Below are 25,785 nucleotides of genomic sequence, written 5' to 3' on the forward strand. Positions count from 1 at the left end.
TTTCCTTGTTGTGTTGTTTTTATGTATAAAAAAACCGCGCAAAAAAGCGCGGATTTTGTGTTATGCTAACTCTATGTCGAATTGTGTTAGTTGTTTAAATAAGTTCAAGCGAGTTTGAACTTCTTCTTTGGTTAAATCTTCCATTCTATGAGTACCAAACTTTTCTACACAAAAAGAAGCCAAGTTTGAACCATAAATGATAGCATTTTTCATGTTTTCAAATGAATAGTTTTCTGTTTTAGCTAAATAACCACAGAAACCACCAGCAAAAGTATCACCAGCACCAGTCGGATCAAAAACTTCAGCTAAAGGAAGTGCAGGTGCAAAAAACATATTATCATCATTAAATAATAAAGCTCCGTGCTCTCCTTTTTTAATCACTACATATTTAGGTCCCATTTCATGAATCTTTTTAGCAGCATTTACTAAAGAATATTCTCCACTTAACTGACGAGCTTCTTCGTCATTAATAGTAATCACATCAATTCTTTTTAAAACTTCATGTAAATCAGCTAAAGCAATATCCATCCAAAAATTCATAGTATCTAAAACTACTAATTTTGGACGCTCATTCATTTGATCTAATACAGATGCTTGAGTTAATGGGTGTAAGTTACCTAACATTACTACTTCAGCATCTTTAAAAGAATCTGGTACTACTGGAGTAAAAGTTTCTAATACATTTAATTCAGTAATTAAAGTATCTCTAGAGTTCATATCATTATGATATTTTCCACTCCAGAAAAAAGTTTTACCATCTTTTACAATTTCAATTCCAGAAGTATCAATTCCTTTTGCTTCCATCATATCAATGTATGACTGAGAAAAGTCACCTCCAACAACAGATACAACTCCTGTTTTTACACCAAATTGAGATGCTGCCAAACCAACATAAGTTCCTGAACCACCTAAAATTTTATCTGTTTTTCCAAATGGAGTTTCAATTGCATCATAAGCAACAGTTCCTACTGCTAATAATTTATTCATTTTAAAATTTTCTTTAGTTAACACGAAAAGCGAATGACTTACCTTTATTCGTGATGACGTTTATCTTAATTTTTATCAGTATTTTTGCATATTCAAATGCACAAAATAAATTATAAAGTGCAAAAATAGTTCTAAAAAATGACTATCAAAGAAATACAAGAAGAAATTATTGATGAGTTTTCAATGTTTGAGGACTGGATGGAGCGTTATGAGTATATTATAGACTTAGGAAAATCACTTCCATTAATTTCTGAAAATTATAAATTAGACGAGAATTTAATTAAGGGTTGTCAATCTAAAGTATGGATGCACTCTGAGGTTGAGGCTGATAAAGTTGTTTTTACTGCTGATAGTGATGCGATTTTAACGAAAGGGATTGTAGCGTTATTATTACGTGTTTTTTCCGACCAAACACCAAAAGATATTATAGATGCTGATACCAATTTTATAGATGAAATTGGTTTAAAAGAACATTTAAGTCCAACACGTGCAAATGGATTGGTATCTATGGTAAAGCAAATTAAAATGTATGCTATTGCGCAACAGTCGAAATTGACAAATTAATTAAGAAGAACAATGACAGAAGAAAAGTTAGAAGAATTAGGAGATAAGATCGTTCGTGTTTTAAAAACTATTTTCGATCCGGAAATTCCTGTAGATATATATGAATTAGGTTTAATTTATGATGTTTTTATATCTGAGGAATACAATGCCAAAATATTAATGACTTTAACATCACCAAATTGTCCTGTAGCAGAAACATTACCAGTAGAGGTAGAGGATAAGGTGAAAACATTAAAGGAAATTAATGATTGTGAAGTAGAAATTACTTTTGATCCTACTTGGACACAAGAAATGATGAGTGAAGAGGCAAAATTAGAATTAGGAATGCTTTAAAATGGCAGACGAAATTATAAATAGAGTAGCAAATAGCAAATTGGTAACCTTAGATTTGGAAGAATTATATCCAAATGGTAACCGTGTAGTTTTAGATATTAAAGACTGGCTGTTTGAAGGTTTACTCTTACGCGAAAAAGATTTTAGAGAGCATGTTAAAAATCACGATTGGTCAAAGTATAATGATTGTTACGTAGCATTATCTTGTTCTACAGATGCAATTATTCCTTCTTGGGCCTACCTTTTAATAACAACTGAATTAGCTGCGTTTGCAAAGAAAGTTGTTATTGGAAATTTAGAATTGCTTGAAACAGTTATCTTTAACGAAATAATAAATGGTATGGAAATTGATATTTATGCAGACAAACCAATAATAATTAAAGGTTGTAGCAATAAACCTATACCAGAAAGTGCATATATTTTTCTTATAGAAAAGCTTCAACCTGTAGTAAAAACTATTATGTATGGAGAAGCGTGTTCTACTGTGCCACTATTCAAGAAAAAAAGGAATAGCTAGTTATTCTAGTATTATTAAAGCTACAACATTACTCTATTTATGTTGTAGTTTCTCTTCTTTTGCTCAAGAAGATGAAAAAAAGGATAGTATACCTAAAATTTGGAAAACTAACACTAAACTTACCTTTTTATTAAATCAATCAACATTTTCAAACTGGATTGCAGGAGGAAGTAATTCCGTTGCAGGTAATCTTAATTTAAACTACGAGTTCAATTACAATAAAGATAATTGGAATTGGGATAATAAAGTAACTTCAGGCTTCGGTTTAAGTTATGTTGATGAACAAGGAACAAGAAAAACCGATGATAGATTTGAATACAATTCTATATTGAGTTACAAATCAAAAAATGATTGGTTCTTTTCATTTTACGATAATTTAAAAACTCAATACACAAAAGGTTATGATTATAGTAAAACGCCCAAAGAAGAAGTGTCAAACTTTTTCTCACCTGCGTATTTAAGTTTTGGACCAGGTTTTTTATGGAAAAAATCAAAAACTAAATATGTAAACATTGCTCCGTCTTCATCAAGATTCACTTTTGTTTCCGATACTTTTTCTGGAAAATATGGAGTAGATGAAGGAAGAAATAGCAGCTTTAGCCTAGGTTTTAATCTATCTTCTTATTACAAATTTACGCTAGCTAAAGATGTTGAAATGGAAAATACGTTAGCATTATATTCTGACTATCTAGATAAGCCTCAGAATGTTGATGTAGATTATCAGTTAAATTTTCTTTTAAAAATCAATAAGCACTTATCTACTAACCTAGGTTTTCACACTATTGTAGATGATAATGCATCTAGTAAAATACAATTCAGACAATTATTTGGATTAGGGGTAAATTATATTATTTAATGTGACTTTTTAGAATTATTTTTGTCTAACCTTTTACGAAAATGAATTTAATAAAAATCAAAAGATAAGAAACATGAAAAAAGTAGTTATAGCTGCAGCCTTATTATTAAGTAGTATTTCATTTGCTCAAACAGTTGAAGAGTTAAAAGCAGAAAAAGCAAAGAAAGCAGCTGAAGTAGCAAAGATTCAAGGTGAAGTAGATGCATTACAAGCAAAGATTGATGCGTTTCCAGGATGGAAGTTTGGTGCTTTTGGTACTATTGGTGCTAATTTTTCAGGATTTGCAGATTGGTATTCAAATGCAGTACCTAATTCATCTGCTGGTAACATTGGTGTTACTGTAAATGGATATGCTAACTTAGATAGAGAAAAATATTTTTGGAGAAACTCTGGGAATTTAAATTTAGGTTGGGTAAAGTTAGATGACAAAAATGATCCAACTGATGATACAAGTTTTAGAGGAACTACAGATGTATTTACCATCACATCTTTATTCGGGTATAAATTAACAGATAAGTTAGCGGTTTCTACCTTAGGAGAATATAGAACGTCATTTATTAGTAATTTCAATGATCCTGGATATTTAGATTTAGGGGTTGGTATTACTTGGACGCCAATTAAAGAATTAGTAGTAGTTGCACATCCTTTAAACTATAACTTAGTGTTTAGTAGTACTGGTGTAGATTTCCAATCTTCATTAGGGGCTAAAATTGTTGCTGAGTACAACAAAACTGTTGGTAAGTTTAAGTTCAGATCTAATTTATCTACATTCCAAAGTTATGAATCTTCAGATTTATCAAATGCAACTTGGATTAACTCTTTAGGATTTAATATCTGGAAAGGTATTGGAGTAGGTTTAGAGTCTGGTTTACGTGTTAACAAGCAAGAAACGTTTAACCTTGCTTTAGATGGAGCAGGAAATCAATTATATTCTAGTTTAGATGCTACACCTAGTGTTATTCAATCATACTGGTTAGTTGGTTTAAGCTACGGATTCTAATAAAAAAGTAAATAAAAAATAAAACCTCAAGTGAAATAATCTTGAGGTTTTTTATTTTTACAAAAAAAATACAAAATGACATTACTTATAATTTACGCGGTTTTATCAATCTTCTTTTCTTTTTTGTGCTCTATTTTAGAGGCAGTCTTGTTAAGTGTAACCCCTACATTTGTGAATGTAAAAAAGAAAGAAGGTAAAGCTTTTGCAGAAGGTTTAGAAATTTTAAAGAATGACGTAGATAAACCTTTAATTGCAATTTTAACATTAAATACAATAGCACATACAGTTGGAGCAATCTTAGTAGGTGCGCAAGCAAAGAATGTTTTTAATGATGAGGGTAACGGTGTATTTATTGTTTCAGCAGTAATGACAGTGTTAATTTTAGTTGCTTCTGAAATTATTCCTAAAACTATTGGTGCTACTTACTGGAAATCTTTAGCAGGTTTTACAACCAAAGCATTAAACGTTTTAATTTTTATTTGTAAGTATACTGGACTTATTTGGGTATTACAGCTTTTTACCAAGTTATTTGGTAAAGGAGGACACGGAGAAAGTGTATTAAGTAGAGAAGATTTTTCAGCAATGACTGAAATAGCAGAAAAGGAAGGTGTTTTTCAGGAAAGTGAAAGTAAGGTGATTAAAAACATGTTGAGTTTTAAAGAAATTGCAACAAAACATATTATGACACCTCGTACTGTATTGGTTACAGCAGATGCAAATCAAACAATCCAATCTTTTTTTGAAGCTAATTCAAAGTTACGTTTTTCACGTATTCCATTATATTCAGAAAAATCAGATAATATTGTAGGTTATTTTTTAAAAGATCAACTGTTAGAAGCAATAATTAGAGGAAAAGGAGAGGAGAAGTTAGAGACAATTAAGAGAGAAATTATTGTAACTAAAAGAGATTTACCAATTCCTGAATTATTTGAAAAATTAGTCGAAAAAAGAGAGCATATAGCCTTAGTAGTAGACGAATATGGATCTGTAAGTGGTTTAGTAACACAAGAAGATGTTATTGAAACATTGTTAGGTTTAGAAATTATGGATGAGAGTGATAATGTTGAAGATTTACAGAATTTAGCCCGTAAAAGTTGGGAACAAAGGGCTAAAAGATTAGGAATTATAGAATAATAAAAAATCTTTTTTTATATAAATAATGCTTTCAGTTTTTTAATTGGAAGCATTTTTTAATTATAATATATGTCAAAACTGACTAAGTTATCTTAGTATTGTTTCTAACACAATTTTTCAAGTAAAAAACATTTAAGCAATTGTAGATCATACAATTTTAGGGTTGTCTTTGTTTTTTTTTTAATAATTTTATTGGATGGTCTAACCAAGATATTTTTTAGTAATTAGTAAATTGGGGGATTGACTGATTTTACTTTAAATATTAAAGACCTTTCTGCCTTTCCTTTTTTAGGAAAGGCTTTTTTATTCTTTAAAAGAATGAATTATATGTTGAAATTAAGGTGTCTACCTTTATTTTGTTTAATAAAAAAAAACGGTATGCTTTTTGAAAATAAATTAATGTCATTAAAGTTTCAGGTATAAAAAAAGGAGTGATATTCTCACTCCCTTATTACATATTTTCTTATTTACTGTCCCCCAACATGTAAACAAGCATTTTTACGGTTTTTCATTTTTTAAAATTTAAACCCATATGTATATCGTTCTGACACGTGAATTTTTCAAAAGTCACAAAAAATAAAAAAACCTGTAAAAAATTACAGGTTTTGAGGTGTCGAGCGGATTCGAACCGCTGTAGATGGTGTTGCAGACCACTGCCTAGCCACTCGGCCACGACACCTAATTGGTGAATGCAAATTTAAACTTTTTCTTCTTTATAGCAAGCTTTTTTTAACTTTTACTTTGTTGAGACATAATAATAGTTACTTCACCAACATTACCACCAATAGGAGGGTTAATTTTAGATACACTAACTGTCGCTTCTTCAACCATTTGAGATTCTTTGAAAATTCTGTCTAAAATTCGTTGTGCTACATGTTCTAATAGCTTAGATCTAATTAACATCTCCTCTTTTACTATTTTATTTAGTAAAACATAGTCAACTGTATCGTCTAAATCGTCAGATTTTGCCGAAATATTCAAATCTGTTTTCACTTCAAGATCGACTCTATATTCTGATCCGATTTTAGCTTCTTCTTCTAAACAACCGTGATTGGTAAATATTTTTATATCGTTAACTCTTATAATTCCCATTATTTTATTTCAAAAGTTTGTGTTTCGTTATTTAAGGTTACTTTGTACTTTCCTTTAGGTAGGTATGTTTTTTTGTTTTTAGCTTCCTTTAAGATGCTGTCTTTGTGTTCTTTTTTATAGTCTTTCAATCCTTTTTCATTAAAAGATACATCAAAGAATGCTTCGTTAAAGCCTTTTACAGCATCAAAAGTAATAGTATTTACCTTTATTTTATCTGCAAAAATATCTAAAACTACTTTCTTACTGCTATTCACGTAAAAAGGTATTCCCATTTCAGGAGTGTTAGGTTTTAGCCACTTACTCCATGAGCTTCCCCAAAACTTATTTTTTCTCATATTTTTAACAGGAAAAACATGTGTTGATTTATTCTGTATCTCTTTAGAGAATGCTTGTAAAGCTGAAATATCAGCTTTGTACAAGCTTCTACCATGTGTTCCTACTATTAAATGTTTAGCTTTTGGCTGTATAACTAAATCATGTACTGCTACATTAGGTAAGTTTTTAGAAAAAGCTTCCCATGTATTTCCTTGGTCTAATGAAACATATAAGCCGTTATCAGTTCCTACATACAAAACATTTTCATTAGCAGTATCTTCTTTGATAACATTTACAGGAGAGGAAGGAATGTTTTTACCAATATTTTTCCAAGTTTTTCCATAATTATCAGATACGTATACATACGAACCAAAATCATCCCAACGATAGCCATTTAAAGTTACATATACGCGTTCTTTTTTATATTTAGAAGCAATTACTCTACTAACCCATAAATCGGCAGGTAACGAATTAGAAATGGTTTCCCAGCTTCCTCCGCCATTTTTGGTGATTTTAACCAATCCATCGTCAGAACCAGTGTAAATTAATCCAAATTGAAAAGGGCTTTCGTTAATAGTTGTTAATGTTCCATAGGCTACATTTCCTTTTTTACCACCTTTAGTTAAATCATCAGAAATAGTTTCCCATTTATCTCCCTTGTTTAAAGATCTATGTAGTTTATTTCCTCCTAAATATAAAATATCTTGATTGTGTTTTGATAGCAAAATTGGTGTTTGCCAGTTAAAACGATACGGATTTTCTCCAAGTGTATGTTTTGGTTGAATGTAAGTTTGCTTACCAGTTTTTCTATTTATTCTGAAATAATTTCCAAACTGATATCCTGTATAAACAATATCAGGATTTCTATCATCAACCTGAACTTGCATTCCATCACCTCCCATAAGAGATTGGTATGGGTTTTTACCAGATTGTAGCCACGATTTATCTGTTTTTGCTGTATGTTTGGCTGTCCAAACACCATTATCTTGCAAACCTCCATATACATTATACGGAGTTTGGTTGTCGGCATATACAGCGTAAAACTGACCTACTGGAGGTGTATTTAATTTTAACCAACTTTCTCCATCATCATAAGAAATATTTAAACCACCATCGTTTCCGTCAATTAAATGTCCTTGAACTTTTGGATTCACCCAAAGTGTTTGATGATCAGCATGTACGTTTTCTCTACTAATAGAAACAAATGTTTTTCCTCCGTCTTTAGATTTTAAAATTGGAACTCCCATTACATAAATACCATTTACGTCTTGTGGGTCAACACGAATTTCACCAAAATAGTAACCGTATGAATAGTATAAGTCATCTAAATAACCATCGTGAGTTTTTTTCCAATATTTTCCTCCGTTTAGGGTCTTAAAAACTTCAGCTCCAATAACAGGTGTATCAAATAACAATGAATTAGCGTTTTCTAAATACTTTGCTAAATCAATTGGTTTAACAGTACCTGATCGTACCATTTGTTTTACATTTTCAGCTCTATATTTTTCCTGAAAACCATTCGTTTTTAAATAAGAGTTTAGTTTTTTGTCTGTTAGTTTTAAAAATTCGTCTACAGACATGGTTTTAAAATCTTCTTTATCTAAAGCGTTTGACGAATCTTTATCTTTCTTTTCTTTTTCCCTTCGGAATTGATTATCGTGAAAAGCATATACTGTATTATCATCATATACAGCCAAACCAATTCTACCTACACCGTCACCATTCGGAAAACCATTGTTTTCAGAAACTTTAATCCAGTTAGTTCCTGCATCCGTAGATTTATAAATAGCAGAATTTTTTCCATCACCATCAAAATTCCATGCTTTACGATCTCTTTCCCAAGAAGCAGCATAAAGCGTGTTGAAGTTGTTAGGAGATGCTTGTATATCAATTATTCCAGTTGCATTATTAATGAATAAGGTTTTATTCCATGTAGCACCACCGTCTGTAGTTTTATAAATACCTCTTTCTTCATTGTTAGAATATAGATGTCCTAAAACTCCCACAATAACTTCTTCTGGATTGTTAGGGTTAATTAGTATTCTACCAATATGATGAGAGTCATAAAGTCCAACATTTTTCCATGTCTTACCTTTGTCCTCCGATTTTAAAATACCAATTCCTGCATAAGAAGATCTAGAAGAATTATTTTCACCAGTACCTACCCAAATAGTTCCATTTTTCCAATTTACAGCTATATCGCCAATATTTTGCGTAGCAGCATTATCAAGAATAGGAGTAAACGTGTTACCATTATTTTTTGTATGCCATAATCCACCAGAAGCGTATCCTACATAAAATTCATTAGTGTTTTGTGGATTCACATCAATGTCTACAACTCTGCCACTCATTACAGTAGGACCAATATTTTCAAAAGGAATATTTTTAACTAAAGAGTTTTTGGTCATTTTTTCTTTTAACTGCAAAGCCTCTTTAACTTTTAAAGCACCTGTAGGCATTTGTTGTGCGATTATTGAAGAAGAAATAAGTAGCGCACTTAAAAATATTTTTTTCATGGATTTGGTTTGATTGAATACACTTTCAAAAATAAAAAATACTTTCCATTTTTATTATTGAATTTTAGAACTGTAAAAATGTGTGTAAAACTTAACTAAAGTTTATCTACTTTTTGATTAGATTTGTAAAAAGGCGTCTAAAAAATGAATATTTTTATTTTATCTGTTAGTGAGAATATTTACTCCACCAAACGAATTTATGATGAAGCGGTAAAACGCGGACACGAAGTTAGTATTATCAATCACATGCGTTGTTCAATTAAGTTAAGTGGAGGTAAACGTCAAATTATTTATGAAGGCGAAGATATAATAGATGAGCCTGATGTAATTATTCCTAGAATAGGAGCATCTGCTACCCGACATGGAGCTGCTGTAGTAAAGGAGTTTGAAATGAATGGAGTTTACAGCACATCACGTTCGTTAGGTATAACTCGTGCGCAGAATAAAGTAAGAACGCTACAAATAATGAATAGAAAAGGAATTCCGATTCCTGATACTGTTTTTTCAGTAAATCCTGAAAATATAGAAGAGCAAATAGAGTTGTTAGGAGGCGCACCTGTAATAATAAAACTTCAAGAAGGTACTCAAGGAATGGGAGTAATGCTTGCTGAAAGTAAAAAATCTGCAAAATCAATTATTGATACCTGTTATAGAATGAATATGAGCATTCTTTTACAAGAATTTATAAAGGAAAGTAATAGTGAGGATATTCGTGTTTTTGTTGCGGGAGATAAGGTAATTACTTCCATGAGAAGAAAAGGTTTGGAAGATGATTTTAGATCGAATATCCATCGTGGAGGAACAGGTTTTAAAGAAGAAATTAGTGATGCAGAAAAATCAATGGCAATTAGAGCAGCAAATTATTTAGGACTACCTGTTGCTGGTGTTGATTTAATTCGCTCTAAAAGAGGTCCGCTTTTAATAGAGGTAAACTCTACACCAGGTTTACAAGGAATAGAAGCATATACAAAGGTGAATGTTGCCGAAAGAATGATAAAATTTTTAGAAAAAAAATGTTCAACAAAGAGTTCAAGAACGAGGAAGTAATAATAAGAGGAGAAAGAGTTGGGTTAGGAGAGTCTAAACTCATTAAAATACCTTTAGATAGGTTGCCAACAGGAACATTAATTGAGATTCCAGTGTATGTTTTTAATAGCGAAAAGCCAGGACCTACTATTTTGTTGCAAGGTGGCTTGCATGGAGATGAGGTAAATAGTGTGGAATTGGTAAGAAGAATGTTAATAGACAAATCGTACAAGATTCACAGAGGTTGTGTTATTGTGTTACCACTACTAAATATTTTTGGTTTTTTAGATTTTTCTAGAGAAATGCACGGGAAAGATGTAAATAGAAGTTTCCCTGGCTCTAAAAGAGGTTCATTGGCGAGTAGATTAGCGTATTATTTAATGAAAGAGATTACGAAAAATGTTGATTTTGCTATTGATTATCATACTGGAGGAGCTCAAAGAAGTAATTATCCACAGATTAGATATACTCCAGAAGATGAAAATGGCAAAATGTTAGCTGATATTTTTGGCTCACCATTTAGATTTGGTTCTAAAATGATTGCAAAATCATTCAGAAATGAATGTTTTAGGTACGGAATTCCTGTTATAGTTTATGAAGGTGGTGAGTCTTTGAGGTTAGATGAATATGCTATTCAAGAAGGAATTTATGGAACACTTAGAGTATTGAAGCATTTTAATATGATAAGCGATGATGTACTAATTCCTGAAGAAAAAAAATCAATTTTAATAGAAAAAAAGAGTTGGTTACGAGCAAGAGCTGCAGGAATTTTCAATGCGAAGGTTGCAAACGGAGCAATGATTAAAAAAGGAGCTATTATCGGATTTATTATGGATACTTATGGAGAAACAAAATTTCCCGTAAAAGCTCCTAAAGATGGTTATATTATAGCAAAAAACAACTTTCCTGTAGTTAATTTAGGAGATCCGTTGTTTCATATTGGTTATTAATTTTGTTTATTTTTTCGTTTTTTGTTAAATTAAGCTGAATTTAACAAATCAAAAAAACAAAAATTATGACAGATTTAATTATTAGTTTACTTACTGGAGCACTTGGTGGTAATATTGCAGGAGCATTATTAAAAAAGTTTTCTATGGGAACCTTATGGAATTCTGTAGTTGGTATTTTAGGAGGTGGACTTGGAGCTCAATTATTAGGAATGCTAGGCTTAGATTTAGGAGAGCTTATTGGCAGTATAGCCGGAGGAACTGCCGGAGGTGGTGTGTTAATGGTTGTTATAGGTATAATTAAAAATGCTTTAGGTAAATAAATATTCTGATTGTTTTGGAGTCAGATATTTTTTATATAGTGACTTTTGAAATAAGAATAATTTAAAAGAAAAAGACCAAATTACTTTTAAGTAATTTGGTCTTTTTAATTAATTGAACTTTTAAATATTAATTGTTAATAGTCCAAGAAATGTAATATTGAGAACCTATTGTTCCTGCTTCAGGAACACTGTTGTATTCTTTACCTGTTAAGTTTGTTCCTCCAACCTTAAATACTGATTTGATAGAAGGTATAGCATAGTTTAACTGTGCGTCTAAAACAAATCTTGCATCAAGAATAGTATTTGCGAAACGTGTTTGATATAAGAAAGTATCTTGCCATCTTAAGTTAGTGTTAAACCCGAAGTTTTTAAATAAACGTTCGTGACCAAATTGAGCTTTAACTGAGTGTTTAGGGGTGTTAAAAAACGGCTTAAATGTAAAAGCATCATTGTTTTCTATCGTAAAATCTGAAAAAGCATAACTAGCACCTAAATCAAAATCTCCTAATATTTTAGTGTTAAACCCTGCTGTAAATCCATATGCTTCAATTTTTGATTCACTATTAGTAGTTATACTAAATGTTTGAGTGTTTCCAGAAGCAATAGCGTTTACAACACCAGAACTTAAGTCGTCAACATCTCCAAATAAAGGAACTTCAACATCAATAGGAGTAATGAAATCTTCATGGAAGTTATAGAAACCGACAATATCAAATTCTAAAAGTTTACTACCAATACTAGTTGCACCACGATAACCTACTTCAAAAGATCTTACAATTTCTGGTTGGACTAATTTTGCAGTAGATTTTTGTAATAAAGTAGGAGTGAAAACAGGTAATCCAGTAGATGGGTCAATGTTACCAGTTACAGCGTTGTTTCTAAAGTTGTTCTGGAATGCAGCTACAGATTCAGCAGTGTAAGCGTTTTCAAAAGCATCTACTCCATTTAGAGTTACAGATTGTGCAACACCACCAGCTGTAAAGTTTCTAGTAACAGTTTCACGAGTTAAATTTTCTTCCACAGATCCAACTAACACTGCATTTCCTAAGTTAATACCAATATATTGATCTTGAGATGTAGGATTTCTAAATCCTGTTTGGAAACCAACCCTAAAGTTATGATCTCTTTTTTCTCCTACAGCGTAAGATAAGGTAGCTCTTGGAGAGAAATTTCCATCAAAGTTTCTTGACTTGTCATAACGTAATGTACCTGTAAATTTTAAACGATCGTCTAAAAATTTCTTTTGTAATTGTGTGTACACACCAAATTGTCTGTATCTAATTACTCCATCGTCATCTGTATATACTTGACCTTGTGAGTCTAGTGCGTAACTTCTAAAACTACCTCCAACTTGTATATCTGCAAAATCGATATAATCAGCTAAATTCAAGTTAGCATCAGCATGATAATAACCAGAGTTTTCAAATAATCTAGCTCCTCCTTCAGATAAGTTAGTTTGACCAGCTAAATTTAAACGACTTTGATATTCAGCAGAACCAGGTACTGGTAATCCAGTATTTACAGCGTTTCTAGCAGCGGCATGAGCATCAGGATTTGGAATACCTGCAGCTAATGCGCCAAAATATGTTTGAGCATATTCTCCAAAGTAGTCACCATGACTTTTCCAGTCGTTGATAACAAAAATACCAGCTAGTCTTGAATCTAATGTTCTACCAGCATTATTTTCGTTGTAATAACCTCTAACAAAGTAATTTTTACCCTTTACTTCAATTTTATATTGCTCCATATAAGAGCCAGATTGTAAATATCTATTACTTGCTTGAGAGATGTTGTTTCCTGTATTGAACTTGGTAGCTAATATAATTTCAGCTTCATTTTCTCCCCAAGGTCTAAAATGTAAAGCAGCATCAAATAAGGTGTTTTTTAAACCATAGTCAAAAATATCTCTTTCTCTGTAACCAGTTCTAGTAATTCTTTGATTTTGAGCATTAGGAATAGTAGAGATTAAACCTAATGTATTAATACCAAATGCAGCGAAATCAGGAGCAGCAAGTAAAGCTAAATCTACTAAATTAATTCCTACTTCGTCTCCATATACATTAACTCCATCATAACTTGTGCTTGTAGAGTGATCAGTACTAAGTGTACCATTTACATCAGAAATGTCATTTGCGTGCCAATCTTCGCCTTCAAAGTAAGTCATGTTTACCTTACCAGCAATCCAATCGTTAAATTTATAAGCAAATCTAGCTCCAACATCATAATAACCGTAAGTTCCTCTACTTTCTTGAGTAGTTACTCCAGATTTTGTGTACATGCTAATACCTGTATCATCAAAAGGACTTTTACTTGTCATTAATACAATGTTGTTTAATGCGTTCGCACCATATAATGCAGAAGCAGCACCAGGAAGAATCTCGACGTTTTTCACATCTAACTCATTTAGTCCAAAAGTATTTCCTAAGGCATAGTCAAAAACGGGTACAGCTACATCTACCCCGTCAACTAACTGTACGGTTCTTACGTTATCTGTACTCACAAAACCTCTGTTAGAAGCAATAGCTTTTGTGATTAAGTTATTGTCTAAAATGTCAATTCCTTTTAAGTTTCCTAAACTCTGATAAAAGTTAGGAGAAGGAGTTTTACCAATGTACTTCTGGTCAATTCTCTCAATTGTTACTGGAGATTCCATAACTCGTTCAGGGGTTCTCGATGCAGAAAGTACAACTTGATCTAATATCTGTGATTCTTTTAAAATCACATTGATATCTTGTGAAGCGCTTTCTAGAATGACTTTCTCTGCCTGATAACCAACTGCAGAAACAGTTATTGTTACGGGGAATTTTTCAACTTTAATTTCAAAGGCGCCATCAAAGTCTGATGTTGCAACCTTTAATTTGTTTATAGTAATAACAGCTCCGGGGAATGGTTCCAGGTATTCGTCAAATACTAAACCTGAGACTTCTGTTTGTGCGAATAACACATAATTACTAGTAATAAGAAATAGAATAAGTAGTCTTTTAATCATACTAATATTATTTTTATTAATCTAAATTATGTGACAAAATAACAATTTATTACTAAAAAAGCCTGCTATTTTTTAAAAATATAGCAGGCTTTTGGCAAATTAGTTATCTTCTAATGAAAAGTTGATAGGGAAACCATACTTCGCTGAGATTGGTTTTCCGTCTTTGGAACCAGGTTTGAATTTGGGTAAATTTGAAACCACTCTAATAGCTTCATCTTTTAATATATTACCTCCTTTTGGTCCTAATGCTTTAATATTTGTTACATTTCCTTCTTTATCAATGATAAAGCGTACCCAAACTTCTCCTTCAATTTTTTCTAAAAGAGCTTTGTTAGGGTATTCAAAATGTTCTTGAATGTGTTCTATCATTTCAGTATTGAAACAATCTACTTGATCATCAGAACTACAATCAGGAAATGCAGGTATTTTGTCAATAGCACTAAACTTTTGAGCACTTCTTACTTCTTCTTTAGATAAAGTGTTTTTTAATGCTGCTAAGTTTGTCTTTAATTTCACAGAGTTTGAAATAGATGGTGCATTGTTTATTGTTACACCAGAACTATTCATACTATTAGCTTCAGAAGCTACTTGTTTCTTTCTTTTCTTTAAGAACCTCTTTTTTGGCGCAGAAATTCGAACTGTAATTTGTCTCGCTTTTTTATTGTCAGTCTTCTTTGAGGACTTAACAGTACATTTTGTAATACTGTTTAAATCCAATCCAGCATCATCTGGCGATTTACAGGTCTCCTTGTGGCTTTGAGAAAAAGCGCATAAAGAAAAAATAACTAATAAAACAGTTAATATTTTTTTCATATACGGGGATTTTAACGATTAATAAAGCTTAAAAACATCATGATTAGATTTAAACTTTTTTAAAATTAGAAAAACTAAATGTTAGCAAATATATGAAAAAAAAATAACTTTCTGTTTTTGTGAGTTTTACATGGGTTATTTATCTTTATATATTCGCCTGTATTTAAATTGAACGTTTTCTAATAAAGAAAATTGTTATACGGGAAAATTTTAGTGTGTATGTTTAAAACTTTCTCATACACAAGCTCTTTGAACTCGTTGATGTTGTTTTTTTCTTGTGCAGAAATAAAACAAACATCCTTACCTAAATCGTTAAACCAAGTTTTTTTCCAATCTTCTAAAGTGTAATGAGATTTTGTTTTTACAGAAACAAGATCGTCTTCTTCAATAGTTTCATGAGTATACGCATCAATTTTATTGAAAATCATTACAGAAGGTTTATTTCCGCTGTCAATTTCATCTAAAATTTTATTTACAGAAGCAATATGGTCTTCAAAATTTGGATGAGAAATATCTACAACATGCAATAATAAATCAGCTTCTCTAACTTCATCTAAGGTAGATTTGAATGATTCTACAAGTTGAGTTGGTAGTTTTCTAATAAAACCAACGGTATCAGTAAGTAAAAAAGGAATGTTTTGAATCACTACTTTTCTAACAGTTGTATCTAATGTAGCAAATAACTTATTTTCAGCAAAAACCTCACTTTTACTAATTAAGTTCATTAAAGTAGATTTTCCAACATTGGTATATCCAACTAAAGCTACTCTTACTAATTTCCCCCTGTTTTTTCTTTGAACAGCCATTTGTTTATCAATAGTAGCTAATTTCTTTTTAAGTAAAGTAATTTTATCTCTAATGATACGACGGTCTGTTTCTATTTCTGTTTCCCCAGGACCTCTCATACCAATTCCCCCTTTTTGCTTATCAAGGTGAGTCCACATTCTTGTTAAACGAGGTAAAATATATTCGTATTGAGCAAGTTCTACTTGAGTTTTAGCAGAACTAGTTTGCGCTCTACTGGCAAAAATATCTAAGATTAGGTTAGTTCTATCTAAAATTTTACAATCTAAAATTCTTTCGATATTTCGTAATTGTGCAGGGGATAACTCGTCATCAAAAATAGCAGTTCCTATATTGTTGCTTTCAACATAAGCTTTTACTTCATCTAGTTTACCTGTTCCAATAAAAGTTTTAGGATTTGGTTTGTCTAATTTCTGAAGAAATCTTTTTACAGGAACTCCTCCAGCAGTAACAGTTAAAAAATCCAATTCATCTAAATATTCCTTGGCTTTGTCTTCGTTTTGGTGCTGAGTAATAATTCCTATTAAAACTACCTTTTCTGATATTGCTTCGCGTGTTTCTATCATAGAGGGCAAAAATACAAATTCTAAAAAAGTAACGTTCTATTTTTTAATACAACTATATATAAATGCAGGTGGAAAGTTTAAAGGTTCAAAATTAAGAGATACATTTTCTTTACTAAAAATGCTTTTTAGCTTTTTGTAATAGTCTAAACTATATTGGAATTGTACAAAACGACCTCCTTTTTTCAGTGATTTATGAGTTTCGATTAAAATATTTTCAGAAATCTCATTAGGAATCATTGTTAAGGGTAGTCCAGATACTACATAATCAGCTTCTTTAAAACCAAGTTTATCTAGCTCTTCGTTTATATTTTCCGCAGAAGATTTTAAAATTGTCATTTGACAATGTTTAATTTTAGATAGTTCTTGGTGAAACGATTCATTAATTTCAAAGCAAACCAATTTTGTTTGCTTATTCATTTTATTTAAAATGTGTTTTGTTATTGCACCGTTACCAGAACCTAGCTCAACAATAACCTCTGCTTTATCAAAATCTATATTTTTTAGCATTTTTTCTGCTAAGAAACGAGAGCTTGGAATAATTGTTCCTGAGGTTTTTACTGTTGAAATTGCTTCTTTTAAAAAATTAAATTTCTTCTCCAAAAATATATTTTTAATTGTTTTGTATTTTTACTTTAAAAAAGTTGCTCAGCAAATATGCGTTTTTTTAAAGATTTTATAAACATTTTTTATCCTAATTTATGTGTTAATTGTCAGAAACATTTATATCAATCAGAGAAAGTGTTGTGTTCTAATTGTGTAAATGAAGTGCCAATAACAGACCTAAAAGATATAGAAAACAATTTTATAACTAATATCTTTTATGGTAAGTCAACGATTGAGAAAGGATTTTGTTTCTTGTTTTATCAAAAAAATAATATAACTCAAAAGTTAATTCATAATTTAAAGTACAAAAATAGAGAAGATATAGGCGTTTTCTTGGCAAATTGGATGTGGTTTTATTTAAAAAAGCATCAAAATTTTTCTGGTTTCGATCTCGTAATTCCAGTTCCTTTACACAAAAGTAAATTTAAGTTAAGAGGATACAATCAGTTAACTTCTTTTGGAGAAACATTAAGTAAGAAGTTAAATGTGGCTTTTTTAAAGAATTCTTTGGTTAGAGTTTCTAAGTCGGAGACTCAAACTTTTAAAAGTAGATTTGATCGCTTTCACAATTCAGATACAAAGTTTAAAGTGAAAGATGTTAGCGCTTTAGAAGGAAAGCATGTATTGTTGATAGATGATGTAGTTACTACAGGAGCAACCTTGCAAGTATGTTGTAATGAGTTGCAAAAAGTTAAAAATATTAAAATAAGTATTCTAACTATGGCTTACACTAAAAAAACATAGTTGTTTTTATTACTTTTGATTCCTGTAAAATATCTATACGTGAAATTTTTATATTCTATTTTCTTAATAACTGTTTGTTCGGTAATTTTTCAAAGCTGTGCCAGAAAAGGTAGTCCAGAGGGAGGTCCAAAAGATGAAGACGCACCAATTATGGTCATTGCAAAACCAAGCAACGGTAGCTTAAATTTTGATGAAAAGAATATTAGAATTTATTTTGATGAGTATATTGTTTTAAAAGACTTAAGTAAACAATTAATTATTTCTCCGCCTTTAAAAAACAATCCTTTAATTACACCTCAAGGTATTCCAAGTAAATACATTAATATTAAAATTTTAGATACTTTAAAAGGGAATACTACTTACACTTTTAATTTTGGTGATGCCGTACAGGATAACAACGAAGGAAATACTTTAGAGAATTTTAAGTATGTATTTTCTACAGGAGATTATATTGATTCACTAACAATAAAAGGTGGTGTTAGAGATATAAAGGCTAAAGAACTTTCAAAAAATTACAGTGTTTTATTGTATAAAGCAGATACTACATTTAATGATTCTGTACCTTATAGAAGAAAGCCAGACTATGTTACAAAAACATATGATTCTGTAAATTATAATTTTTCTAACATTAAAGAAGGAAAGTATTTTTTAATGGCAATTGATGAGGAAAATCCTGATTACAAATTTAGTTCAGCCACAGAAAAAATAGGATTCTTAAATGATACTATCTATTTACCTAAAGATAGTGTTATTAAAAAGTCAATTATTTTATTTCAAGAAAAACAACCTTATAAATTTAAAAGGGCTAAGCAAATTAAAAAAGGAAAGATTCAATTTGGGTTTACAGGAGGAAATAAAAAAGATTTTAAGGTAAAATTGTTATCTAAAACTCCTGAAAATTACAAAGATTACACTTTGTTTGAGGAAGAAAAAGATACTTTAAATTTATGGTATACAGATATTGAAGCAGATTCTCTTCAGTACATAATAACTCATAAAGAAGAAATTGATACTGCAACCGTTTTTTTAAGAAAGAAGAAAATTGATTCTTTAGTAGTTTCTAATAACATTAAAAATGTATTGCATTTAACAGATACTTTTAAATTAACAACTAATAATCCGGTTGTGGAAATTGATACAACTAAATTTTCTTTGGTTGTGTCAGACTCAATTCCTGTGCCTTTTAAATTGAAAGGACTTACAAGTAATGAAATAGGATTAATGTTTGATAAGAAACAAAAATCTAAATATACTTTTACAGGATTACCCAATGCTATAAAAGATGTTTATGAAGTGCAAAGTAAAGATACCTTAGTTTATTCTTTTAATACAAAGGAAGAAGAAGATTATGGGACGATTATTTTGGATATAAAAAAGAAAGTGAAATCTCCAGTTATTATCGAGATTTTAGACAAAGATGTAGTGGTGAAAAAAGAGTATGTAAAGAGTTCAAAAAAGTTGGAGTTTACTTTATTAGAACCAAAAGAATATGTTATTAAAGCTGTAGTTGATGAAAATGAAAATGGTAAATGGGATACTGGAGTTTTATTAGGTAAAAAGCAACCAGAACGAATTATTTATCTAGAAGAAGTTTTACAATTACGAGCGAATTGGTCAATTAACCAAGTTTTTGAAATAGATAAAGAGTAACGTTATTTTACTTTTTAGGCATAGGACCTCTTAAATGAATAATTAAACCATTTAAAAAGTTTCTAAGAATCTGATCACCACACTCCATGTATTTAGGGTGGTCTTCTTTTCTGAAAAATGCTCCAAGCTCTGCTTTTGATACCTTAAAATCAACTAAAGCACAAATGTCAATAATATCAGTATCTCTTAATTTGTGAGCTACACGTAACTTTTTAAAAATATCGTTATTTGTTAATGCCATACTGCAAAGGTATCACTAATTTAACTGTTATAAGTGTTCTTAAGTTTTAAAATTAGTAAAGTTCCTATAATACAAGCAAAAGTAAGTGTACCAAAGCTATAGGAAAGATTGCTGATTTTAGAGATATATCCCATTAAAATAGGGGCGCCTAAAAAGCCTAAAAAACCAATTCCAGAAACAAAAGAAATAGCAACGGGTGGCGAATGTGTTTTGCTTTTACTAGCAAGCCTTATAATTTCAGGAAAAATTACAGAGAGTCCAATTCCTAACAAACTAAAACCTATGATAGAGGTTGGGAAATACTGAGTTAAAACTAATAAATGTCCGCCGATAGCAATAAAGAAACCAAAGAAGATTATTTTAAAAGAACCAATCTTAGCGCTTATTTGATCTCCAAAAAAGCGACCAAACATCATAAAGAAAGAGAAGAATAAGAAGCCTAAACCAGTTAAATTATCGCTTGCAACATTTACTCTCTCTTTTAAAAATAGAGAGCTCCAATTTTCAATAGCACCTTCATTTCCAGAAATAATAATACCTAAGAAAGCAAGTAGTAATAGCGATTTGTATTTAGAAATAGAAAACTTTGTTTTTTCTTCTTTTATATGTGTTTTAATAGTGAAATATTGTTTTACAAATAAAAGATTAACGGTATTTACAGCTATTACAATAATTAAGAAGTGATATAAAGGAATATCAATAAAGTTTATTAATAACGTTCCTAAACCAGCACCAATAACGCCTCCTAAGCTAAAAAAACCATGAGCCGTAGTCATAAAATTAATTTCATTTCTTTTTTCAATTTCAGCAACCAATGCATTCATTGCAATGTTTGTTACAGAAGAGAATATTCCTATTAAATGTAGAAATAAACACAATTGAAAATAAGTAGTAGCAGTAATTGGTAGTATAAATAAAGTAGTAAAAAAAAGTATGCCTAAGGCTGTTGTTTTACCAGTTCCAAAGTAATTAATTATTTTTGGAGCAAATGGAATACTTACCAGTGCACCAGCAGCAAAAGAAAATAAAGCAACACCAATTTGACCGTCATCTAAGCCTAGCTTTTCTTTTATAAAAGGAATATACAAAACCCATGTCCCCATTAAAATGTTGATAGAAGCAAAAACAAATAAGGGCGCAAAGTATGTGGGTTTCCTAACTATTGAAAACAAGTTATTCATACATACAAAGTAACCTTACTTTTTACAGAAAAAATATAAGGTTTTATGCATTTTATAATATGAAATAATCGTTTTGAAAAAGTTAATTCACCATAGAAAAAATAGCCCAAGCGTAAATAGCAAATCTTAAAAAACGAAATAAACCGTACAGTGCTACGTTTTTAAAAGGGTATTTAATCATACCAGTAGTTAAACAGCTAATAGCAAAAGGTAATGGTAATAAAGCACCAACTAAAACTAAAATACCGCCCCACTTTTTAGTGTTTTTTAAATGCTGTGCCATTTTAACTTCTAAATATTCTCTAACAGCATTTATTTTAAGAGAAGCTTTTCCTAAGAAATAAGCAACCAATCCACCGAAATAAGAAAGTACAGCTAAAATAGATACATTTAAAATCGGGTCGTCAGTTTTTTTAGACCATGCTAAAAATATCTCTGGCGGAATCAATCCTAAAATAGTTTCAGAAATAAAGAATACAATTAATAAGCTAGTTCTAGAAAATGTTTCTGTCATTAACTGAAGACCTTTGTTAATGTCGTAAACAAATTTATTGAATAACACTAACGCTATAACAACCGCTACAATAGGTAAAAAAGCTTTTTTTAAACTTTCCCATATAAACATGTAAAAACCAGTACGTTGATAATAATTATGCAAACGTTCGTAATGCGGTTTTTTTGAAGGCTTTTTCATTTTCTTGCTCATTGTCTATCAGCATGTAAAATTTTGAGGTGCAAAAATACGAGGTAATTGTATAAAAGCAAACTAAAATAAGTTAATTTATAATAGATTAACTGCAGATTCAGCACAACGCTCTCCATCCATGGCAGCTGAAATAATTCCTCCAGCATAGCCACCACCTTCTCCACAAGGGAATAAACCTTCAATTTGTGGATGCTCTAAATTATCTTTTCTAGGAATATTAACAGGCGAAGAAGTTCGAGATTCTACACCAATAATATTAGCTTCTTTGGTATAGTAACCATACATTTTTTTACCAAAAGCATCAAATCCTTTTCGTAATCTATAACCAATATGTTTAGGTAAAATAGAGTGCATTGGTGAAGAATTAAGTCCTGGTTGGTATGAAGTTTCGTTTAAAGTATCAGAAAATTTACCTTCAACAAAATCAGTCAATCGTTGTGCAGGTGCAACTTGACTTTTTCCTCCAGCGTTAAAAGCTAGTTTTTCTAAATCTTTTTGAAATTGTAACCCTTTCAAAACTCCATATTGCTCATACTTTGGTAAATCTTTCTCTACATCAATTTCAACAACAATTCCAGAATTGGCAAACTTGTTATTTCTTCGTGAAGGAGACATACCATTTACAACTACTTCACCATTTGCAGTTGCAGCAGGAACGATAAATCCACCTGGACACATACAAAACGAATATACACCACGATTTCTAACTTGATGTACTAAACTATATGCCGCTGCTGGTAATAATTCGTCTCTAGCTCCTGAACAACTATATTGAATTTGATCTATAATCTCTTGAGGGTGTTCTACACGAACTCCCATTGCAAAAGACTTGGCTTTTAATAGGATTTCTTTTTTATGTAACAATTCGTAAATGTCTCTTGAAGAATGACCTGTAGCTAAAATTACAGCATTCACTTCCATTTCTTTACCGTTTTGCAATTGAATAGCTTTTAGCTTATTGTTTTTAATTACAAAATCAGTTACTCTCGATTCAAAATGAATTTCACCACCATATTTTAAAATCGTTTCACGGATATTCTGAATAATTTTAGGAAGTTTGTTTGTTCCAATATGAGGATGAGCATCTATTAAAATTTGCTCTGTGGCACCATGATATACTAAGTTTTCAAAAATACGGCGTACATCACCACGTTTTAAACTTCTAGTATAAAGTTTACCATCAGAATAAGTTCCTGCACCACCTTCACCAAAACAATAGTTAGAGTCTTCGTTTACTTCATGAAATTGGTTAATAGCTCGTAAATCTCTTCTTCTATCTTGTACATTTTTACCTCGTTCTAAAACTATAGGTTTGTAACCAAGTTCAATACAACGCAAAGCAGCATACATTCCTGCGGGACCAAAACCAACAATATGAACATCTTTTGCAGTTGAAACATCTTTGTATTCAAAAACATAATCAGGTACAGTGGGTACTGGCTCGTTTACGTAAACGGCTACTTTGTAATTAAATATTACCTGTTTCTTACGAGCGTCAATAGATTTACGTAATACCTTAACTCCTGAAATTTCGTTGATATCAATTGCCAATTGTTTGGCAGCCTTTCTTTCAAGAATACTTGTTTGTTTTTCTTCAAAAAGATTAACACGAAGCTGAATTTCTTTAACCATACTGCAAAACTATGCAAATTTCAATTGATACTATTTTTTTATTTTAGCAAATAAACCAACCAACATGAAATTAACTTCGGTTATAGAGAATATTTTCAAAAAATATCTTCCATCTCCTTTTACCATTGCTATTTTATTAACACTTATTACCTTGGTATTGGCTTTAGTTTTTACAAAACCCGCATCAGCTTCGGTAGGGAGTTATTTTATAGATGTGATGCAGTTTTGGGAGGAAGGAGTTTGGACTGATGGTTTGTTGGTGTTTGCTTATCAAATGATGTTAATTTTAGTATTGGGTCATGTATTAGTGTTAAGTAAACCAGTAAGTCGGTTAATACTAAAAGTAACAAAGTATTGTACAAATACGGCAAGTAGTGCAGCAATTGTTAGTAGCACCACTATGTTGGTAGCTTTTTTCAACTGGGGGTTGGGGCTCATATTTGGAGCATTATTAGCTAGAAAAGTAGCGGAGCACGCTCAAAAAAATCAGATTAAATTGAATTATCCTATCATTGGAGCAGCTGGTTATACAGGGTTAATGGTTTGGCATGGAGGTATATCTGGGTCAGCTCCAATTAAAATAAATGAAACAGGACATATAAAAAGTATTATGAATACTGTTTCTTCTGAAAGTGTTTTAGCTCAAATTCCTGAAATTATTGATTATTCACAAACAGTATTTAGTTGGTGGAATTTAATTGTGTTTTTTATGGTAGTGGTTACTGTTTCAGCTACATTTTATTTTTTAGGAAAGAAAGCAGCTCCAACACAAATAGATTTACCAGAATATGCATTACATACTAATGAAAAAGCGGTAACAAAAGCAGAAAAGTTAGACAGTTCTAAATGGCTAGCTATTTTATTTGGAGTACTAATTTTAATAACATTTTTTACACGATATTTTGAAGATATAAAGGAGTTGAAAATAACACCTAATCTAATTAATTTTTTTATGTTAGGATTAGGTATTCTGCTACACGGGAGTTTTAAAAAATTCATGAATGCAGTTAGTGAATCTATAGCTGATGTATCGGGGATTTTAATTCAATTTCCTTTATATTTTGGAATTATGGGAATAATGAAAAGTACTGGTATGGTGGCTTTAATTTCTGGTTTTTTTGTAGCTGTTTCAAATGCAGAAACCTTACCTATATTCACTTTTTTTAGTGCTGGTTTAGTAAATGTTTTTGTGCCAAGTGGTGGAGGTCAATGGGTAGTTCAAGGTCCAGTAGTTGTTGAAAGTGCTTTACAGTTGGGAGTTCCGCTTCCTAAAGCAATTATGGCATTGGCATATGGAGATCAAATAACAAATATGTTACAGCCATTTTGGGCGTTACCATTATTAGGGATTACAAAATTAAAGGCTAAAGAAATATTACCGTATACGTTAATAGCTATGGTAGTAGGAAGTGCTGTATATTTGCTGGGTCTATTAATTTTTTAAAACAATTAAAATGATTTGGCTAGGAGAAGAAATAGAATTTCCACCTCATGAGTTGGCTACAGAAGAAGGTATTTTAGCTTTAGGAGGTGATTTATCTGTGAAACGATTGCTGTTTGCGTATAAAAATGGAATTTTTCCGTGGTTTAATGAAGATGAACCTATTGTTTGGTATAGTCCACCTGAAAGAATGATTTTGTACCCTGAAGAATTACGAGTTTCAAAATCTATGATGCAAGTTCTTCGAAAAAAAAATTATGGTATCACTGTAAATAAAGCTTTCGAAGAGGTAATTCAGAATTGTAAAAATATCTACAGAAAAGGGCAAGAAGGTACCTGGATTACAGATGAAATGAAGCAAGCATACATTAATTTACACAAACAAGGTTATGCGAAATCTATAGAAGTATGGAGTAATGACGAATTAGTAGGTGGTTTGTATGGAGTGGACTTGCAAAATGGAGTGTTTTGTGGTGAGAGTATGTTTAGTAAAAAAAGCAACATGAGTAAAATTGCATTTATTTTCTTGTCAGATAAATGTGGCTATGATGTTATCGATTGTCAAGTTTATAACGATCATTTAGTTAGTTTAGGAGCTAGAGAAATACCAAGAGAAGAGTTTTTAGAAATGTTAATGTAAAAAAGAAGGATCTTATAATTATAAGAACTCTTACGCTACTTGCTGCTGCCTAGCTTGTATTTAATATTCGATAATTAAAAAAAAGCCTTTTTAACGGCTTATTAACCAAATAACTATTTTGGCATAACATCAAAAAAAGCCATATTTCTAATTTAAACTACTTTT

24 protein-coding genes and 1 tRNA gene are annotated in these 25,785 nt (G+C 30.9%); 13 read left to right on the top strand and 12 right to left on the bottom strand.

What is annotated here, in order from left to right; translation table 11 throughout:
• Positions 1-60: 60 nt before the first annotated feature.
• On the bottom strand, positions 61-987 hold the full coding sequence (locus tag EYW44_RS05620; protein ID WP_132722695.1) for a PfkB family carbohydrate kinase: 927 nt from the start codon (positions 985-987) through the stop codon (positions 61-63).
• Between the two features lie 138 nt (positions 988-1,125).
• Between EYW44_RS05620 and EYW44_RS05625 the strand changes: the two genes are divergently transcribed.
• From EYW44_RS05625 to EYW44_RS05650, 6 genes are all read left to right on the top strand, one after another.
• Positions 1,126-1,551, top strand: coding sequence for a SufE family protein (locus tag EYW44_RS05625; protein ID WP_132722696.1), 426 nt, complete (start codon positions 1,126-1,128; stop codon positions 1,549-1,551).
• A gap of 12 nt (positions 1,552-1,563) precedes the next feature.
• Complete coding sequence (locus tag EYW44_RS05630) at positions 1,564-1,884, top strand: DUF59 domain-containing protein (protein ID WP_132722697.1); 321 nt, start codon at positions 1,564-1,566, stop codon at positions 1,882-1,884.
• Between the two features lies 1 nt (position 1,885).
• Positions 1,886-2,401: a DUF2480 family protein gene (locus EYW44_RS05635; RefSeq protein WP_132722698.1), complete on the top strand. Its 516-nt coding sequence runs from the start codon at positions 1,886-1,888 to the stop codon at positions 2,399-2,401.
• Positions 2,349-3,257: a DUF3078 domain-containing protein gene (locus EYW44_RS05640; RefSeq protein WP_132722699.1), complete on the top strand. Its 909-nt coding sequence runs from the start codon at positions 2,349-2,351 to the stop codon at positions 3,255-3,257. Before EYW44_RS05635 ends, EYW44_RS05640 begins: the two co-directional genes overlap by 53 nt.
• Positions 3,258-3,330: 73 nt before the next feature.
• Positions 3,331-4,257: a DUF3078 domain-containing protein gene (locus EYW44_RS05645; RefSeq protein WP_132722700.1), complete on the top strand. Its 927-nt coding sequence runs from the start codon at positions 3,331-3,333 to the stop codon at positions 4,255-4,257.
• A gap of 75 nt (positions 4,258-4,332) precedes the next feature.
• Positions 4,333-5,391, top strand: a complete 1,059-nt coding sequence (locus tag EYW44_RS05650; RefSeq protein WP_132722701.1) for a CNNM domain-containing protein — start codon at positions 4,333-4,335, stop codon at positions 5,389-5,391.
• Between the two features lie 608 nt (positions 5,392-5,999).
• Here EYW44_RS05650 and EYW44_RS05655 read toward each other — a convergent pair.
• The 3 genes from EYW44_RS05655 to EYW44_RS05665 all read right to left on the bottom strand — a co-directional run bounded on the left by EYW44_RS05655 (position 6,000) and on the right by EYW44_RS05665 (position 9,314).
• Positions 6,000-6,070, bottom strand: a tRNA-Cys gene (locus tag EYW44_RS05655).
• Positions 6,071-6,120: 50 nt separating this feature from the next.
• Complete coding sequence (gene folB, locus EYW44_RS05660; protein WP_132722702.1) at positions 6,121-6,483, bottom strand: dihydroneopterin aldolase; 363 nt, start codon at positions 6,481-6,483, stop codon at positions 6,121-6,123.
• Positions 6,483-9,314 carry a VPS10 domain-containing protein gene (locus EYW44_RS05665; protein ID WP_132722703.1) on the bottom strand — a complete coding sequence of 944 codons (2,832 nt, stop codon included), beginning with the start codon at positions 9,312-9,314 and terminating at the stop codon, positions 6,483-6,485. Before EYW44_RS05665 ends, folB begins: the two co-directional genes overlap by 1 nt.
• A gap of 144 nt (positions 9,315-9,458) precedes the next feature.
• Here EYW44_RS05665 and EYW44_RS05670 point away from each other — a divergent pair, with 144 nt between their 5' ends.
• The 3 genes from EYW44_RS05670 (at position 9,459) to EYW44_RS05680 (ending at position 11,610) form a co-directional block, all read left to right on the top strand.
• Entirely contained in the window at positions 9,459-10,361 is a 903-nt protein-coding gene (locus EYW44_RS05670) for a RimK family alpha-L-glutamate ligase (protein ID WP_132722704.1), read from the top strand.
• On the top strand, positions 10,328-11,290 hold the full coding sequence (locus tag EYW44_RS05675) for a succinylglutamate desuccinylase/aspartoacylase family protein (RefSeq protein WP_132722705.1): 963 nt from the start codon (positions 10,328-10,330) through the stop codon (positions 11,288-11,290). The genes EYW44_RS05670 and EYW44_RS05675 overlap by 34 nt, the downstream gene beginning before the upstream one ends.
• Before the next feature lie 65 nt (positions 11,291-11,355).
• On the top strand, positions 11,356-11,610 hold the full coding sequence (locus EYW44_RS05680) for a hypothetical protein (protein ID WP_207893755.1): 255 nt from the start codon (positions 11,356-11,358) through the stop codon (positions 11,608-11,610).
• 127 nt (positions 11,611-11,737) lie between these two features.
• On the opposite strand, the gene EYW44_RS05685 is transcribed toward EYW44_RS05680, so the two are convergent.
• The 4 genes from EYW44_RS05685 to EYW44_RS05700 form a co-directional block, all read right to left on the bottom strand.
• Positions 11,738-14,599, bottom strand: a complete 2,862-nt coding sequence (locus EYW44_RS05685) for a TonB-dependent receptor domain-containing protein (RefSeq protein ID WP_132722707.1) — start codon at positions 14,597-14,599, stop codon at positions 11,738-11,740.
• Between the two features lie 99 nt (positions 14,600-14,698).
• Positions 14,699-15,412, bottom strand: a complete 714-nt coding sequence (locus EYW44_RS05690) for an energy transducer TonB (RefSeq protein WP_132722708.1) — start codon at positions 15,410-15,412, stop codon at positions 14,699-14,701.
• A gap of 179 nt (positions 15,413-15,591) precedes the next feature.
• The gene (gene hflX, locus EYW44_RS05695) at positions 15,592-16,782 is read right to left on the bottom strand and encodes a GTPase HflX (RefSeq protein ID WP_132722709.1); all 1,191 of its coding nucleotides are present in this window, start codon (positions 16,780-16,782) and stop codon (positions 15,592-15,594) included.
• Between the two features lie 36 nt (positions 16,783-16,818).
• On the bottom strand, positions 16,819-17,382 hold the full coding sequence (locus EYW44_RS05700; protein ID WP_243643606.1) for a class I SAM-dependent methyltransferase: 564 nt from the start codon (positions 17,380-17,382) through the stop codon (positions 16,819-16,821).
• 54 nt (positions 17,383-17,436) lie between these two features.
• Here EYW44_RS05700 and EYW44_RS05705 point away from each other — a divergent pair, with 54 nt between their 5' ends.
• Positions 17,437-18,129 (top strand): ComF family protein, encoded by a 693-nt coding sequence (locus EYW44_RS05705; RefSeq protein WP_132722710.1) that lies wholly within the window; start codon positions 17,437-17,439, stop codon positions 18,127-18,129.
• A 39-nt stretch (positions 18,130-18,168) separates the two neighbouring features.
• Positions 18,169-19,779 carry an Ig-like domain-containing protein gene (locus EYW44_RS05710; protein ID WP_132722711.1) on the top strand — a complete coding sequence of 537 codons (1,611 nt, stop codon included), beginning with the start codon at positions 18,169-18,171 and terminating at the stop codon, positions 19,777-19,779.
• Positions 19,780-19,786: 7 nt separating this feature from the next.
• On the opposite strand, the gene EYW44_RS05715 is transcribed toward EYW44_RS05710, so the two are convergent.
• From EYW44_RS05715 to EYW44_RS05730, 4 genes are all read right to left on the bottom strand, one after another.
• Positions 19,787-20,020 (bottom strand): DUF1456 family protein, encoded by a 234-nt coding sequence (locus tag EYW44_RS05715; RefSeq protein WP_132722712.1) that lies wholly within the window; start codon positions 20,018-20,020, stop codon positions 19,787-19,789.
• 20 nt (positions 20,021-20,040) lie between these two features.
• Positions 20,041-21,201, bottom strand: a complete 1,161-nt coding sequence (locus EYW44_RS05720; RefSeq protein WP_132722713.1) for an MFS transporter — start codon at positions 21,199-21,201, stop codon at positions 20,041-20,043.
• A gap of 82 nt (positions 21,202-21,283) precedes the next feature.
• On the bottom strand, positions 21,284-21,895 hold the full coding sequence (locus tag EYW44_RS05725) for a YqaA family protein (protein ID WP_243643607.1): 612 nt from the start codon (positions 21,893-21,895) through the stop codon (positions 21,284-21,286).
• Between the two features lie 87 nt (positions 21,896-21,982).
• Positions 21,983-23,539: an NAD(P)/FAD-dependent oxidoreductase gene (locus EYW44_RS05730; RefSeq protein WP_132722715.1), complete on the bottom strand. Its 1,557-nt coding sequence runs from the start codon at positions 23,537-23,539 to the stop codon at positions 21,983-21,985.
• 64 nt (positions 23,540-23,603) lie between these two features.
• Between EYW44_RS05730 and EYW44_RS05735 the strand changes: the two genes are divergently transcribed.
• Together EYW44_RS05735 and aat are read left to right on the top strand one after the other, a co-directional pair.
• Positions 23,604-24,983, top strand: coding sequence for a short-chain fatty acid transporter (locus tag EYW44_RS05735; RefSeq protein WP_132722716.1), 1,380 nt, complete (start codon positions 23,604-23,606; stop codon positions 24,981-24,983).
• Between the two features lie 10 nt (positions 24,984-24,993).
• Positions 24,994-25,620, top strand: a complete 627-nt coding sequence (gene aat, locus EYW44_RS05740; protein WP_132722717.1) for a leucyl/phenylalanyl-tRNA--protein transferase — start codon at positions 24,994-24,996, stop codon at positions 25,618-25,620.
• Positions 25,621-25,785: the final 165 nt, after the last annotated feature.

The organism is Tenacibaculum sp. M341, from assembly GCF_004337695.1.
In the GTDB taxonomy this organism is placed as follows: domain Bacteria; phylum Bacteroidota; class Bacteroidia; order Flavobacteriales; family Flavobacteriaceae; genus Polaribacter.

Excerpts from the sequence above, each read along its gene's own strand:
- EYW44_RS05665 (WP_132722703.1), bottom strand. The coding sequence starts at position 9,314 with ATGAAAAAAATATTTTTAAGTGCGCTACTTATTTCTTCTTCAATAATC.
- EYW44_RS05670 (WP_132722704.1), top strand. The coding sequence starts at position 9,459 with ATGAATATTTTTATTTTATCTGTTAGTGAGAATATTTACTCCACCAAA.
- EYW44_RS05705 (WP_132722710.1), top strand. The coding sequence starts at position 17,437 with ATGCGTTTTTTTAAAGATTTTATAAACATTTTTTATCCTAATTTATGT.
- EYW44_RS05720 (WP_132722713.1), bottom strand. The coding sequence starts at position 21,201 with ATGAATAACTTGTTTTCAATAGTTAGGAAACCCACATACTTTGCGCCC.
- folB (WP_132722702.1), bottom strand. The coding sequence starts at position 6,483 with ATGGGAATTATAAGAGTTAACGATATAAAAATATTTACCAATCACGGT.
- EYW44_RS05690 (WP_132722708.1), bottom strand. The coding sequence starts at position 15,412 with ATGAAAAAAATATTAACTGTTTTATTAGTTATTTTTTCTTTATGCGCT.
- EYW44_RS05715 (WP_132722712.1), bottom strand. The coding sequence starts at position 20,020 with ATGGCATTAACAAATAACGATATTTTTAAAAAGTTACGTGTAGCTCAC.
- EYW44_RS05625 (WP_132722696.1), top strand. The coding sequence starts at position 1,126 with ATGACTATCAAAGAAATACAAGAAGAAATTATTGATGAGTTTTCAATG.
- EYW44_RS05620 (WP_132722695.1), bottom strand. The coding sequence starts at position 987 with ATGAATAAATTATTAGCAGTAGGAACTGTTGCTTATGATGCAATTGAA.
- EYW44_RS05730 (WP_132722715.1), bottom strand. The coding sequence starts at position 23,539 with ATGGTTAAAGAAATTCAGCTTCGTGTTAATCTTTTTGAAGAAAAACAA.
- EYW44_RS05650 (WP_132722701.1), top strand. The coding sequence starts at position 4,333 with ATGACATTACTTATAATTTACGCGGTTTTATCAATCTTCTTTTCTTTT.
- EYW44_RS05685 (WP_132722707.1), bottom strand. The coding sequence starts at position 14,599 with ATGATTAAAAGACTACTTATTCTATTTCTTATTACTAGTAATTATGTG.
- EYW44_RS05640 (WP_132722699.1), top strand. The coding sequence starts at position 2,349 with ATGGAGAAGCGTGTTCTACTGTGCCACTATTCAAGAAAAAAAGGAATA.
- EYW44_RS05735 (WP_132722716.1), top strand. The coding sequence starts at position 23,604 with ATGAAATTAACTTCGGTTATAGAGAATATTTTCAAAAAATATCTTCCA.
- EYW44_RS05675 (WP_132722705.1), top strand. The coding sequence starts at position 10,328 with ATGTTCAACAAAGAGTTCAAGAACGAGGAAGTAATAATAAGAGGAGAA.
- aat (WP_132722717.1), top strand. The coding sequence starts at position 24,994 with ATGATTTGGCTAGGAGAAGAAATAGAATTTCCACCTCATGAGTTGGCT.
- hflX (WP_132722709.1), bottom strand. The coding sequence starts at position 16,782 with ATGATAGAAACACGCGAAGCAATATCAGAAAAGGTAGTTTTAATAGGA.
- EYW44_RS05645 (WP_132722700.1), top strand. The coding sequence starts at position 3,331 with ATGAAAAAAGTAGTTATAGCTGCAGCCTTATTATTAAGTAGTATTTCA.
- EYW44_RS05630 (WP_132722697.1), top strand. The coding sequence starts at position 1,564 with ATGACAGAAGAAAAGTTAGAAGAATTAGGAGATAAGATCGTTCGTGTT.
- EYW44_RS05635 (WP_132722698.1), top strand. The coding sequence starts at position 1,886 with ATGGCAGACGAAATTATAAATAGAGTAGCAAATAGCAAATTGGTAACC.
- EYW44_RS05680 (WP_207893755.1), top strand. The coding sequence starts at position 11,356 with ATGACAGATTTAATTATTAGTTTACTTACTGGAGCACTTGGTGGTAAT.
- EYW44_RS05725 (WP_243643607.1), bottom strand. The coding sequence starts at position 21,895 with ATGAAAAAGCCTTCAAAAAAACCGCATTACGAACGTTTGCATAATTAT.